A 14,717-nucleotide genomic window follows, 5' to 3' on the forward strand; every position below is an offset into this window, starting at 1 on the left:
CAGTGTTTGCAATAAGGCGTATCCAGCGCTGTAGCAAAGCATTATGTAGGGATAAAAGAATAGGATCATAATTTACTCTCTTTTCTTACTTTTTCTATCGTTTTTATAGCATATTCGATTCGTTCTTTAATATGGCTAAAGTCGAACATTGTCAATTTTCAGCCCTACTTAGAACCAATAACAACTAAATCTGCCATCGTTGTTTTTTTGATAAACAGCGCTGTGCTGCCAAGTAGCTTAAGGCCTTCTTCATTAATTTTTCTTACTCTAAGTCCTGGTTGAACAATAACAACTTGGAATTTAATAGGTGTGATTCTGGAACGCTCTTTCATAGCAGCAAGGTCTTTTATTGTGCCTTTCAGAAAGCGAGAATGGCCACGCGATCGCCACTGCTCCTCGCGACGCTTAATGTGGTGGTATAGATAGGAAAGATTTAGGTGTTTCCAACGAATGCATCTCTGTGCCTGCCCACATACTTCGTAAAGATCTTTAAGTCTGGCTCCAGCTTCTTCTGAGCCTGAATACTTGCAATGGATTAAGGAGAGAACAATACAGTCATCAACTATTCTCAACCCCACTAAATCTGCTGACTCACCTTTACCATCATCATTAATAATGACATCGTAATTATCTTTAATTTCACAGTACCAACGCCATTGGATGGATGATGGATCACGAGTATAGCCCATTGATTCCACTCGAACATCAGTCCCTTTCCAATCAAAAGATACGATTTCGTCTTTATCATAAAGGCCAATATTTTGGCTTACATGAACTATATGAGCGTTGTATGAGAATGAGCCATCGGAGTAATGAATCATTACTGGATCAATTTCCATATACTCTGATAGTGATACAGGTTCAGATTCACCACGCTGTACAAAAAGTTCAGGGCCAGATATCAACTGATAGGCATAACCTTTTGCTGTAGCACCTTCCGTGAGACATAATTTATATTCAGATGACGTTTCATCTGTAGAAAAAATGAGCCGCACATTACCATCGTTGAATTTTCCAGCAGTCCTAACCTCTACTAAATATAAATGAGCAGATAAAGTATCAAAATGAAAAATAACTTTATCTTCGAACGCAGTAAGCAAATACTCACCCCATTGAGCTGATATTGGATATTCATTATAGGGTTCAAGTAATGGGACTGGACGCAAAAAGTTACGCGTAAGATTGTTTGGATCCGGTTCAGAACTAAAGATCTTGTCCCAGGCTTTCTTAACCCAGTTGCACCAATCAGCAATGCTGCCACCTTTTTGTGGTGACCAGACTTTACCTCTGCGTTGCGAGCATCCCCAGATTACACGGTTTCCGGATTCATAACCTAATGCAGCAATATTGCTTAAGCTTGATTGAGATGCTTCAATTAGCGATAGCCCCTCAGTGACATTTGGGCCAAAGTATTGAGTAAAGCTGATTGCCCCAATTTGGGATGCGCCTAAATTTCTTGCCAAAGGATATTCAATACCATTAAATACATTAAAGACTTTTTCACCACTGACAACTTCAAATTTATCATCACAAATAGTACTGACTAGATTCTCAACTCGAAATGCTTTATAGTCATTTGAGAATACAAACAAGGCGGATCTGTCTTGATCCCAATGAGCAATTAGAATTTTATAATTGGTATCTTTAAGATCTTTGTAGTTTCCCCACCGGACTGAAGTTGCCTGGATAGCTAGCACAACAAGCAAATTCTCATCTTCTGCTATTGCATGCCAGGATTCATCGAATCTGGGCAGTTTTTCCTTGTATCTTTCAGGCTCCCAATTGTCACAGTACGTTTGAAATAACATGACAGAACAGCTTGGCTCAAGATTCCAGAGCGAAATCTGATCGTGTAAATCACCTTTCCTTTTTAAGGCATCCACGACTTCTTGCAATCTAATCTCTCTAGCAATTCGTCCTTCAGAGAGTCGCCTTAATACATTATCCCAATCGGCATCTGTTGAATATAGATGCTGTAATTCACCTTCAACATTGGGGTCTGCAACATTCATGATTACACTGGCTTGACCGATTTTCTGTGCTTTATTGACACGAGTAAAACGGCCAATGAACTGCAAAGTAACTGCAAGAGACTTATGATGATCATGCAAAGCGGCAATTTTCAGGTTGGGTAGATCATAGCCTTCTCCCAACATGTCTACGCAAATAACGATTCTTGATTGTCTTGATAATAATTTATCAAGACGTTTTTTTATTTCCGTTTTAGGATAATCAGAATGAACAACGATTGGATTCAAGTTCGGTGCAGTTTTCTGATAAATAGTCAGTATTTCTTCTGCTCGCTGCTTATTGCTAGTACGGGCCATAAGCAAATGATCAAGGCCATTATTTAAGTCTTTACGCAGTTGACCAATAGCTGTATCTGCGATTGCATGATCCATAAGGTCAGAGTAATACTCTTCTACAGGCAGCAAATTTACATTTGTAAAATAGCCTGCTCGTTGGGCTTCCCCCATCGTGTAGTTATAGATAATTTTCCCACCAAGGGACTTCTTATCATTCCTAAAGGGGGTAGCTGTAAACTGCACAACACGTTTGTCTTTAAATCGTTCGCGAATTGTCTGCCATGATGAGGCTGAAATATGATGAGCCTCATCAACAAAAAGATGGCTACATGACTCGCAAAGTGCATTTAATGCTGTTTCGGAGCAGGCAGACAAAACACTGGTCGTAGCAACCAAGACATTTGATTCACAAGTTAATTGCTTAGCTTCTTCCGCTACCTGAATTCCCTTCTTAATAATGGCGACATTAGGGAGTGCAATGTTGGGTGGAACGATTGTTAGCTCTGGCAAGTATCCTAAATCTATGAACTTTTTTGATATCTGTGTTCGGAGAGAATCAGATGGAACTATGAGCAAAATTCGCTCGCATCGCTGGTATATCATGGTAGCGAGCATTGTTTCCGTTTTTCCCGTTCCAGTGGGCAGTACGACGGTAGCAGGTTCTACCTGTAAATCAGTTGCGAAATAGCCTGCAATTGCATGAAGTGCACCCAGTTGGGGTTTTCTAAGACCTGGAGAATGGTGCTCTGGATCGTCCTCTCTAAACTGAAATTGATTATGCCATTGTTCATTAATTTCATCAGGTGAAGTGCTAAATGCTTGCTCTGGAAATTGCTCCCAGCTTAACTCCGTATCTTCTCGCCATTTTTCGAATGTAAATGGTTCCTTAGCTTTAAGAGAAGCTACACCATCTGCGCATTTCCCTCTGGAATTTGGATCTTTCAGATAGATATAGTCTAGAGGAGGCTTCAGACCCGTAACAAGTTCAAAATATCCTTGGAAACGTGCATTTCTGACTTGAGCCGATACTGCTGTTGATCGGCAAAGTAACTTATGAACAAAATTCCCACCCACTTTTCTTGCAGGGGCACCTTTCGCGGGCAAGGTAAATTTAATTGTTAACAGGTCAAATAAGTCCATATGTACTTACCTCTTAAGATGTCCTGAAAAAGCCTGCTGACTTAATTTAGAGAAGAGAGCGTCGCTATCAACATCGCCTGACGCCATCTTATTTAAGCTATTATTGATTATTGATACAATCGAATGGAATTTAATCATGAGTTCGTCGGGCGGAATTAGAACTTCAAAGTTTTTAAGTTCAACAGGAGATATATGTGGCACCGTTGTTTCTGTTGGACAGCAATGCTTTTCGAAAGCTGGCGATTTAATGCAACTATAAATATAGTTTGTGTAATATTCGCAACGAGGTCGTAACCTAGCTACACGCTGAACTAAGTACGTTTCTCGCTGATTTTCAGGAAATATGCATACTTTTAACCCGTCTGATATCCACGGACGGTCCATAGCAAGGATAATGTCACCTGCATTAATTAAATAATTATCTAGTTTGTCTAGTTTATTTTTAGGCCAGAATTTTGTGTCAGCCCAATCGAAATACCCTGTAAGTGTGTTTGCCCCTCTGCAAAGCCGTACAGATTCTGGTGCATCACTAATGTACTCATTACTTTTAAATGCAAATCCCGTGATGATATCAGCCAATTCAGTAATGGGGGATTTTTTAAATTTTTTAGGGTTTCCGATAGGATCACCAAACATGTCAAAATAAGTGGAACGCAAAAAATCGTCAGCCAGCTTGATTGCTTGCTCGCGCTTTTGGCGTATACCATCAGCTTTATCGAGGATAGCAGCAATACGTTTTTGTTCTTTTAACGAGGGAAGCCTAATTTTAATATCTTGTATTTTTTTTACTGACAAATGTTTTACAGTCACAACATCTGTTGTAGCATGGATTTTATCCAATTCCTTTTGCAAGAAATGATATAGAAAATTTTTATCAAGTGTCTCAGGATTGGACGTAATTTTACATACCCGTTGATTCAACAGCGCATCAGTACCTTTCCAATACTCACGATTGAAATCTCCATCCATCCCAACAAGTAAATCACCTTTTTTAATAAGGTATTTTAAGTCATAACTGCCTTCATAATAGGTCTCGGTTCTTCCAGAAAGAATGTCTCTAATACGGATTAGTGGAACACCATTTTGCTGATTGAACCCACTTGAAGGAAATGCACATCCAGACAATATATCGATATGTTTACCAAGGGTGACTAATTGATATTTACTCACAGCATCCCCTCCAGCTCATCTAAATCCGCCAGAATCTCTTTCTCCAAGTCCTTCAGCCGCTTCAGTATCACCTTCGGATCTTCATACTCCTCGGCCTGATACACCACTTCTTTATAACGATTAATAGAGAGATCGTATTTCTGCGCTGCAATATCCTCTTTCGATACCACAAATGCCGCTTGCGTTCGATCTTTAAAATCAACACCAGCAGCAATCCCTTCCGGGTACTGCTGTTTCAGCAACGAGGCAAATTTCTCGCCCATAAAGTGATCTACTGGCAAACCACGCAAAGCACGGTAGTGCTTCCAGCTTGCCAGCAGATGCGGCAGATCGTTGTCTTTTATCGGGTTACGCTTGTCATCCAGGCTGTAGCCATCACTTTGCAGATCGTAGAACCAGACCTCGTCCGTCTGACCGCCTTTGGTAAAGATCAGGATCGCCGTCGCCACACCAGCGTAAGGTTTAAATACGCCGGAAGGCAGATTGATCACCGCTTCTAACTGGTTATCTTCTACCAGCGTTTTACGCAGTGATTGGTGCGCCTTACTGGAGCCAAACAGCACACCCTGCGGCACGATAGTGGCACTGCGTCCGCCTATTTTCAGCATTTGCAGAATGCGCGCCAGGAACAGCAGCTCAGTTTTCTTGGTTTTCACCATTGCCGACAGCGTGGCGTCGATATCTTCCTCATCCAGTGAACCGGTAAACGGTGGGTTCGCCAATATCAGGTTGAAAGCATTTTTGCTGGCCTGTGGGAAGTTGGTACTGAAACTCTGGCTCATGGTGTCCTGATAGTGGATATCCGGCTCTTCCACGCCGTGCATAATCAGGTTCATAGCGGCGATACGCAGCATAGTAGTGTCAAAGTCGTAGCCGTGGAACATGTTGTTATCCACATGGTCACGCCACGGCGTCAGCAGATCGCCGGTAAAGATTTTTTGCTCTTCCAGCTCACCGCGTTCGTTGCTGCCAATCTCGGTATGGATGGACTCCAGCGAGCTGTATTTTTCCAGCAGGTACTCATAGCTGGTCGCCAGAAAACCACCAGTGCCACAGGCCGGATCACAAATCGTCTCACCACGCGCTGGATTCGGCTCCATCATTTCAACCATCGTGCGGATAATGTGGCGCGGCGTACGGAACTGACCGTTGATTCCGGCGGTGGTCAGCTTGCTTAACAGGTATTCGTAGAGATCGCCTTTGGTGTCGCCACGATCCAGCGGCAGGTTTTTGATCACCTCTACGGCTTTGGTTAACAGCGACGGTTTAACGATCTCCAGACGGGCATCTTTCATAAAGTTGCCCAGCAGTGTCACCTTTGATGCATCAGCCTGGCCGAGCTGTCGGAAATGCTGGAAGACGCCATCACGCACCACGTCCATCATTTCATCCGAGCCAAGGTTGCTGTAGTGGCTGAAGCGGAACTCCTGCTGCTCAGGCGCAAAGCGCGGTTTAAAATCAACGCCTGTGATTTGCTTACGCTTCTCGTCCCGTTGTTCCTGGGTATCCAGCATCCTAGAGTACATCAGGTAGGTGATCTGTTCGATAACGGTCAGCGGGTTTGTGATACCACCCACCCAGAAATCTTCCCACAGCCCGTCGATTTTACTTTTTAAGTCACCGGTGATCATTGTTAACGTCTATATCCTGTTATAAATATAAAAGCCCCGCTGCCGGGGCTTGTCATGTGCGTATTATACCGTCGCTGCGTCGGTCACAACACCCAGCTCTTCGACTATCTTTTGCAACCGGACGATCTGCTCTATATCCGGGAACACGCCGGTAACACCTTCGTTGTGGATGTGCGTAAACGGCTGTTCAAAGAGCTGTCGCATCTCAATGGTGCCGTAATCGCGGATGTGGTTTTTCAGCAGTGACAGGAAACGCAGTTGCTGGCTGGTCAGGCTGTTGTCAGCTGCAAACTGTGCAAAACGTACTTCTACCGCGTCGCTGTCCATCCCGATGATTGTACGCAAAAGTTTATCCAGGCTGGCTGTTGCCTGCGGATAGAACTCTTTCAGCGCCCGAATATCAACGTTGGGATTCTGGATCAGCACTAGCTTCGCCAGCTCATCCAGCTCGCTTTGCGTAACCGGCTCGCCGTTGCGGATTTTCTTCAGAACCGGATTTTGCTGGAACAGCGGCTCCAGCGCTCCCTGAACCTGCTGACGATAGAGTTTGAAATCAATTGAGCGGATGTTGGTTTTGCGGGTTTCCGTCTGGATTAGGTTCGCATCTTCGGTAATATCCACCTGTATCGAACCAAATTTTGGCGTCGCATCTTTCTCCATCAGGTGCATTATACCGCGCAGATGAATGCGGATATCCTCCAGCTCTTCCTGGCTGGCTTGCTTCCACCAGCCTAAATCACGAAGTTGATTAATCCGTTGTCCCTGTTGCTGCACCTGAGTCAGATGCGGCGGCAGACGTTCCACTTTCTCGATGATGACCGGCCAGAGCACATCCAACTCTTCCGGGTTGGTATAACGGGCAGTTTGTGCCGCCAGAATATCCATATCAAAGCGCATAGCATCGCTTTGCCCGCGAACGTCCAGCCACTGCATCAGAGGGGCCAGGACAGATAGCAGATCCTGCTGTGTTTTCGGGGAAAGCTGGCGCAGCACTTTTTCATCGCTGTACTGCGCTTTTTGCTGCCACTTTTCCTGCACAGCAATCGACTTTTCATCCAGCGCGTTGATTTGCTCGCGGAGCTGGTGAGCGACTAAATCCACCGCCTGTTTGTTGAATTTACGCTGCGCAGCGGCCCCCAGCATAACCCACGCTTCGAAGCGTTTTTGCGCCAGCGATTTAGTAGCTGTGACTTCGGCCTCTTCGGTATGCAGCTCGTGATACTCAAAATTGCCCCAGTGATCGAAGATGCGGAATTTCTGTTTATCCAGCGGTTTGCCATTTTCATCGTAGCCGTAGAGTCCCGAACAGAGGCGCGTGCCACGGCCAATCATCTGCCAGAACTTCACTTTCGATTTGACTGGTTTGGCAAAGACCAGATTCACAATCTCCGGGACATCAATACCAGTGTCGAGCATATCTACAGAGATAGCGATGGTCAGCTCTTTGTTGGTACTTTCATCCAGCCCTTTAAAATCGTCAATCAGTTGCTCGGCGCGGGGATCGTAGTTGTCGATGACCTGACAGAAGCGTCCGGCAAACTGCGGGTACATGTCGTCGAACAACTCATTCAGCAACAGCGCGTGTTTATGATTACGGGCGAAAATAATGGTTTTACCAGGCAGTTGGCCGTCCCGATCTTTCAGGCCATTTTCCATCAGATTACGCAGAATATAGCGGTTGGTGTCTTTGTTATAAATTGCCTCATCCAGCGCCTTACCATCAAATTCCAGCGTATTGGGATCGATACCCTGTTCTTCCAGTTCGCGGATTTGTGCGTCGCTTAATTTCTCCCGTTTGATGCCTTCGCGCAGGAATTCCGTGGTGTGCGTGACAACCTCATAGGGAACCAAGTTGTTATCGGCGATGGCATCTTCCAGGCTGTAGTTGGCGGTAGGGATACGTCCTTCACAACCAAACAGGCCGAAAGTGGTTTTGCTCACCATGTCGATTGGCGTGGCCGTCAGGCCAATCTGGAGGGCATCAAAATACTTAAACAGGTCGCCGTAGACGTTGTAGATAGAGCGGTGGGATTCATCGGCGATAATCAGATCGAAATAACCAACATCAAAATGGTCCATGATTTTCATCATGCCGGGATAGGTGGCGATGTAGATCCTGGCATTCTGCCTGTCTGCTTTCTTCGATTTCCCGACCACATACAGCGGCTCATTGGTGAACTGATTGAAGGCATTCGCCGCCTGTTTACGCAGCTCTTTACGATCGCAAAGAAACAGGACGCGTTTTACCCAGCGAGCATCAATCATCAGTTTGCTTAGTGCAATTGCCACGCGGGTTTTGCCTGTACCAGTGGCCTGTACAATTAACGATTGTCGGTACTTATTGGTAAACCGTTCGCTGACGCGGGCGATGGTTTCAAGCTGATACAAACGTCCGGCAACGGCCTTACCTTCGTTGTCTTTTACATGCGGCACACTGTTCAGTGGCAGACGGGTTTCACGCTGCTGAATAAGATATTGCAGGCTTTCCTTGCTGTAGAAACCAAATACTCGACGCGGGGGATAACCATGAATTTTATGGTCGTCCCACAGCCAGATATCGTAGCCGTTGGTGTAGAAAATGACTGGGCGCTGACCGTATTCTTTTTCGAGCCAGTCTGCATATAGCCGAGCCTGAATTCGCCCTTGCTCGGCATTGACGCTGGTTTTTTTTGCTTCCACCACCGCCAGCGGTTTATGCGCTTCATCCCACAAGACATAATCCGCATAACCGTCGCCAGTTGCAGTAGGCTGTTCTTTAACAGAGTGCTCCTGCGTAACCTGATCGGTATTGTTAAGCTCTTCCCCTACATTCCAGTCAGCAGCAAGCAGGCGGGAGTCAATCAGGCGGCGGCGGGTTTCCGCTTCATCAATAGAGAGGATATCGGCAACATGCTGGTTACGCGCTCTGGCTTCATTCAGGCGCTGAGTGAGGTGTTCGGCCTTTTCCTGCTCCTGTTGTAATGCGCGTTGTAATGCCAATTCGCGCTCACGGCTTTCATCTTGAGCCCTGATTGCATCTTCCAGACGTTTTTCATCTGCACGACCTGAAGATTGCGTTAACGGAGGGAGAGAAAATTTGGGGCAGTTATCAACATTACCGTGGGCGTAACGAACATACAGCCAAATTCCCAGTAAATACGCTTCCTTTAACAGCCAGTAAGTATCTTTAACTTTGATACGTCCGCCGTGCGCGGCGCGGTTACCGTGGATACGCAGTGCATCCATTTTCATGATGATGGCTTCCGGCATCATGCTGGTGAAGACATCGGCGTTCATTAAATCATACAGATTTGCTTTGATGCCTTCAGGCAGCCGTTCCTGACGATATAACCAACGCACCATCAATTCGGTGTAGTTGCGCAGCTTCACCAAACAGCTTTCCGGGTCGGTGTGAACGTAACGTTCTGCCATACACGCGAGTTCCGCCAGTTCCGGCCACTGGCTGCGCAACATTTCAAAATTGAGAGACTGCTCCATCAATTATCGCCTTATGTCGTCGATACAACAGGAATTCTGGAAAGAATATCACATTAATTTTGCCGCCAAACTTAGCCTGACGGCATATGGTGAGCATTGATTACTTATAGAACTATCGACTCGCTAGTCGGAATTTACGTCCTTCATACCGAGGACTAGCTGGGCTTAATAAAACACTCCTACAGAAGCTCTGTTACTACTCCATGTCCTTGAACCGCAGCTGTCCTCTTCTCGAGGAGTACATTAAGAGTTGAGTGATTTCCCCATCGCTCTTTCAATTAAACTCAGTAATTCCTTTTGTCGCTGCTCATAGAATTCTTCAAAGTTATCGGTACGTAGAGCACTCACTGGCATGTGATGGCTACGTAGCAGCGTATCCATTGCATCATTATCCAGCTGAACCTGTGAATGTGACTGAAGCGCTGCCAAATATACAGATGGCGCTGAGCCACCAATCATTCTGTTTGCCTTATAGGAAATTGGCGTTTTATTAATGATCGAATCGTACTGACGACGATGAATACCTTGTTTTTCACACCAGTCTTTCGGGAAAATATGGTGGATATCCAAAGCGACATCATCTTCTTCAAGCTCCCGAATCTGTGATTTCCAGAACAAATCATGAGCACCGTCTCGCAGAACAAGTACATTGATACCCTTATATGCTGCACTTAAACGTGAAGTGAGTGACCCTAAACGATCAATCTGGAAATTAGCATCATTAATTGTTCTGGGCAGGTCCCCACCAGCCTCAATCCATGTAAGTAGTTCCTCGACGTCGTTAGCAATACGGGTTTCAACAGCACCGCCATAGAGTTCGCCTAACACACCACACCAGAACCAGCGAGCAAGTTTCTGATGAATCTGCGGTTCTCTCCAGCGCTCATCATCTTTGCTACAAATAATGGTCATTACTGCTGCCAGAGGAGCAATTTGTGTACGGTACGGTAAATCACGTTGAGAGCTAAAACATTCCTGACGCAGGAACTTTGCAGCACACTTAAAACCTTTCTCAACGGCTTCTGCCCAATCCTGGTAAGCAGTTAAGGGCAGTTCGAGAACAGATGCTCTTTTTGCGCTGACAGGAGAGACCTGCTTTCCGGTCTTACCTGCCGCAATGTCGGCCTTACGCTTTTCTAGTGTATGTAACATCGTTACAGCTTGAAGGAAGTCGGTGTTTTCGACCCCTTTAAGTATTGGCTCTTTTGAAAGGCGCTGCTTGCGAGAATCTACGTTACGGATATCACTGCCGTACCAGTCATCCCTAAGGTTATAGCCGTCAGCAGCATAGCTGGCAGTGACAAGTTCAAACACCGACAAAGGAACACCACCGGTATTCACTTTTTCAAAAACGAGACAAACGGCTTCTTTTGTCGTGTCTTTTTTCAGGACAATCAGAGGGATTTGGTAATCATTATAGGCATCCAGAACCTTCGTCTTGAATTCGAAGAAGAGCTGTATGGCTTCAGTATTGTAGGTATAAAGATCTTTTAGCCAGGCCATCGCTTCGAGAATTTCGGAGCAAGGGAAATAAAGCTGTTGGCACTCATTTTTTCTGTCTGAGAGATCAAGTTCAACCTTGCGACCAAAATCGCTGCGGATCTGGCGGCTACCATCTGTTGCGATAATTGCATCGTCTAGACGATCTGCACCTTCGAGCGCAGTAGGGATATGGATATAGTAATGACGATCAATCGGTTTACCTTTATCGGTCGTCGTTTTTACCGGACCCGAGAGTTTAAGTACCTGGGTTAATGTCGTCAGACGCTGCTGACCGTCCAGTATTAATTTTTCGGGGGCAGGAAGGCCAACTGGAGACACATTCTCGACGGGGCGAACCTGAAAACGGACTTCGCCACCGGTTTCAAGAAGCATTACAGCACCGACAGGAAATGAACGACCCAGACTCACCAAAAGGCTGCGTACATGTTCATCATCCCATACCCATCCGCGCTGAAAATCAGGGAGCTGAATTTTCCCCTCAACGATGTCTTTCAAAAGGTCTTTAAGAGGTAATTTGGTACTATCAAATGTCGACATTTTTACATCCTTGCTGTGGGGAAATTAGTAAGTGTTGCTAATTTAATGTACTAAAAATATTGGAATTTAAGTTTGGTACTGTATTTAGTAACGATAAACCTCTCTCCTGTGCCACTCCACAAACTCCTCTCGCGGATAATTCCCTTTCATCATCGGCAGCGCAATCTGCTTCCCGGCAAAGTCCCAGAACAGCCTCCCAACAATCCCACTTCCACTCCCATTCACCGCCTCAGACACCAGTACCCGCATACTCTCATCCAGCCCAATCGATCCCTTATCAAATGCCTTATGATGAATCGCACAAAGCGCCAGCCCGTTCGGGATTTCACACGGCCCGCCATATTGTTTCCATTTGATATGCGCAGCTTCGAGTGCAACGCTGGCGTTATCGTGTCGCATGTTGAATCCGCAGATCGCACATTCATAGTTATACGCACGCAGCACCTGCTGGCGGAAAAGTGGATCACGCACTTTGCGGATCTGCTGAATATCAAAACCCATCTCATCCGCGATCTCTTCCTGAATGCTTTCAGGGAAGTGCATTTCAAGGATCTGTTGTGCGAGTGAGCCGATCAGTTTTGAGTTTTGACTGAGCAATGCATAGTTTTCTTCATCAAACCCACCTGCAACGCAATGTTTAACAAGTTCTCCCGCAGGCGGCTGTCGGCTTCCTGATGTCGAACAGAACTCGTCATTTTCCAGTTCCCAGAACCCATCGCCTTTGAGGCGCCAGAACGGCATGTCAGGGCGATACTGGGCACGTTGCGGGCCAAACCGTTCCAGCAGGCTATGCAGCTGATCGCGCACTTCCGTACCGTAGTCGAACAGGCGCGCATGTCCCTGCTGATAGTTCGCCAGCACATACAGGAGCAATAGAGGTTTATGTGGCGCACGCTGTTCGCCTTTGCGCCAGATGGTGATGTCGGCAATTGCCTGTTCGAGAGTTTTGCTGGAAGCCATCGCGTTATGGGAAAAGGTAAATAATTGCGATGATGCTCGCAAAACCTAAACCGATCAACCTACTACTTTCTCACAATCAACAAAAACATGGCGTTACCGCACATGCCTTTATTTCCTGAATCCGCCTCGCATTTCCCAAATTTACCCACCGCAAAACCGCTGTGTTTATATTCAGCTCTGTATAATAGGCAGCAGTAATTACGCCAAACGGCAAAGGAAGTATCGAGGAATATTTAAAGAAGAATTCGCGATATGAAGGTGCAGCAACACCCCCATACCGCTAACCACAACCAACTATCCTAGGAGTTGAAAATGGCTGCGACGAATTTTAAGCCAGAGTTTACTGTTTGCAAAACAGAATCAGACGCTTTTACCGGCGTGATTGAAAACCACGAGCTGGTACGCAAAAACAGCGCCCGCCGTCTTCACGGCAACCAGACCCGTACCGCGCCCGTCCATCCAAGGGCGGAGACGCCGCAGGCGAGTTCAGCCTGTTGCGAACTCTATTCACGGGTGGACAATAATTATCTTCCTCTGGAGGGAGAGTGGTTATCCCGGGCGGGTTTTATTAACGGGATGCCGGTCAAAATCCGGGTGATGAAAGACTGCATTGTGATTACGCCACAACATACAAGAGAATTATGGGGATGTCTGGATGGTATGAGTGCGGTGAATATTAATAAACAGAAAGTCGCGCAGTGGTTGAAGACGTTTCCGGGGGCACTGAATGATACGGGTGATGTGCCGGTGATCACGCGAGGACGCGGATTACCTGGTTAAGAGTATCTCCAAATGCCCACCTCCAAAACAACTGTGGGGGTGGGTGCTCAGGGTTTTATGTTGTAATGAGGGCCTCTAAGAACGTCATGATCACCTTTACTGGCCTGATCCGGCCAGCTTTCCGACTCACTCAAGCCTATTAATCTGGATATTTTTCTTCTCCACTGCAATCTCCCCGCTATCTTTTAGTTCGGATAGTGCCCGGTTAAGACTCGATATTGATACACCAAGCAGTGTCGCCATCTCTTTAAACGTAACTGGCAGATGTATATTACTGGCTGGAAAACCATACCATTCGTAGCGCTGAGAAATCAGTTTAAGATACTCTCTAACCTTTGCTTGCGAATCCGGTCTGACTAATACTGCAATCATCTTCTTCTGTTCGGCTATTTCAAACGAGAGCATGTCCGTGATGTAGTCGATAAAATGCTCAGTTATCTGGCTGAGATCGTAAATTCTGTTGCGTTCCAGTAAGCAGAGTTGAATATCTGTCGCCGCAATAGCTTGAGCGTGATAGGAATGAGTGTGGAGATCTTCAGTGCCAATAACCTGGCCAGGGGTTTTAACATTCACTATATTACCCCTGGCATCATAGATTTTTACCGTCCCCGAGCGGAGCGCCATCATATGCGTGATTGAATCACCGGGGCGATAAAGGTGGTTTCCTTTTTTTATCTCTTTTTTCCGTTGTAGACTTCTGGTGAATAGCGCTACTTTTTTATCAAAAAGATAGTCTTTGCACATCTTACCAAAGCAACATTTCTCACAACTTACGCACTGCGATCTACTGGCCATTTTTTAAATGCCTTATGTATGAAATTTCAAGCAGGTGATTTGTCGGTGAACAAGTTTGATCATTATACCGCACCCGATTAAGTGATTTTTCCTAAACGTATCACTACCTATGAACTATCTGAATGGCATGTGTTTTTAACCTGAGGGCTTGAATAAAAGCCATGTAAACAGCACGATGAAAGCTCTTTGATTTTGTTAAAATACATTGTCCATGATGTTACAGAAATACTCCTGAAAGTGATTACCATCTCGATTAAATAATCATATGGAATGTTTTTGCATTAAAATTGATTTTTACCCACAATGGGCAAACTCTGTTGAATCGAGCTGTTTTGGTGATTAATTTTGAAACTAAAGAATTGCGCAGAATAAAAAACTATAAAATTATTTATTTAAGGTTTTTGGTGTTAGTGAATTA

General features: G+C 45.5%; 8 protein-coding genes. 1 reads left to right on the plus strand and 7 read right to left on the minus strand.

All coding sequences use genetic code 11. From position 1 onward, the window contains the following. Positions 1-164: 164 nt before the first annotated feature. From N1249_RS02445 to N1249_RS02470, 6 genes are all read right to left on the minus strand, one after another. Complete coding sequence (locus N1249_RS02445) at positions 165-3,446, minus strand: DEAD/DEAH box helicase (protein WP_259834237.1); 3,282 nt, start codon at positions 3,444-3,446, stop codon at positions 165-167. Between the two features lie 6 nt (positions 3,447-3,452). Beyond that, positions 3,453-4,616: a restriction endonuclease subunit S gene (locus tag N1249_RS02450; protein WP_259834239.1), complete on the minus strand. Its 1,164-nt coding sequence runs from the start codon at positions 4,614-4,616 to the stop codon at positions 3,453-3,455. Next, positions 4,613-6,247, minus strand: a complete 1,635-nt coding sequence (locus N1249_RS02455) for a class I SAM-dependent DNA methyltransferase (RefSeq protein ID WP_259834242.1) — start codon at positions 6,245-6,247, stop codon at positions 4,613-4,615. The genes N1249_RS02450 and N1249_RS02455 overlap by 4 nt, the downstream gene beginning before the upstream one ends. A gap of 63 nt (positions 6,248-6,310) precedes the next feature. Then, on the minus strand, positions 6,311-9,724 hold the full coding sequence (locus N1249_RS02460) for a DEAD/DEAH box helicase family protein (protein WP_259834243.1): 3,414 nt from the start codon (positions 9,722-9,724) through the stop codon (positions 6,311-6,313). Positions 9,725-9,967: 243 nt separating this feature from the next. Beyond that, the gene (locus N1249_RS02465; protein WP_259834244.1) at positions 9,968-11,764 is read right to left on the minus strand and encodes a DUF262 domain-containing protein; all 1,797 of its coding nucleotides are present in this window, start codon (positions 11,762-11,764) and stop codon (positions 9,968-9,970) included. Between the two features lie 84 nt (positions 11,765-11,848). Next, complete coding sequence (locus N1249_RS02470) at positions 11,849-12,724, minus strand: phosphorothioated DNA-binding restriction endonuclease (protein WP_259834245.1); 876 nt, start codon at positions 12,722-12,724, stop codon at positions 11,849-11,851. A 312-nt stretch (positions 12,725-13,036) separates the two neighbouring features. On the opposite strand from N1249_RS02470, the gene N1249_RS02475 reads away from it, so the two are divergent. Beyond that, positions 13,037-13,504, plus strand: coding sequence for a type I toxin-antitoxin system SymE family toxin (locus N1249_RS02475; protein ID WP_259834246.1), 468 nt, complete (start codon positions 13,037-13,039; stop codon positions 13,502-13,504). A 126-nt stretch (positions 13,505-13,630) separates the two neighbouring features. Here N1249_RS02475 and N1249_RS02480 read toward each other — a convergent pair whose 3' ends face one another. After that, complete coding sequence (locus N1249_RS02480; protein ID WP_259834247.1) at positions 13,631-14,299, minus strand: Crp/Fnr family transcriptional regulator; 669 nt, start codon at positions 14,297-14,299, stop codon at positions 13,631-13,633. Positions 14,300-14,717: the final 418 nt, after the last annotated feature.

Origin of the sequence: Enterobacter sp. CP102 (assembly GCF_025152625.1) — a bacterium.
Classification (GTDB): domain Bacteria; phylum Pseudomonadota; class Gammaproteobacteria; order Enterobacterales; family Enterobacteriaceae; genus Enterobacter; species Enterobacter soli.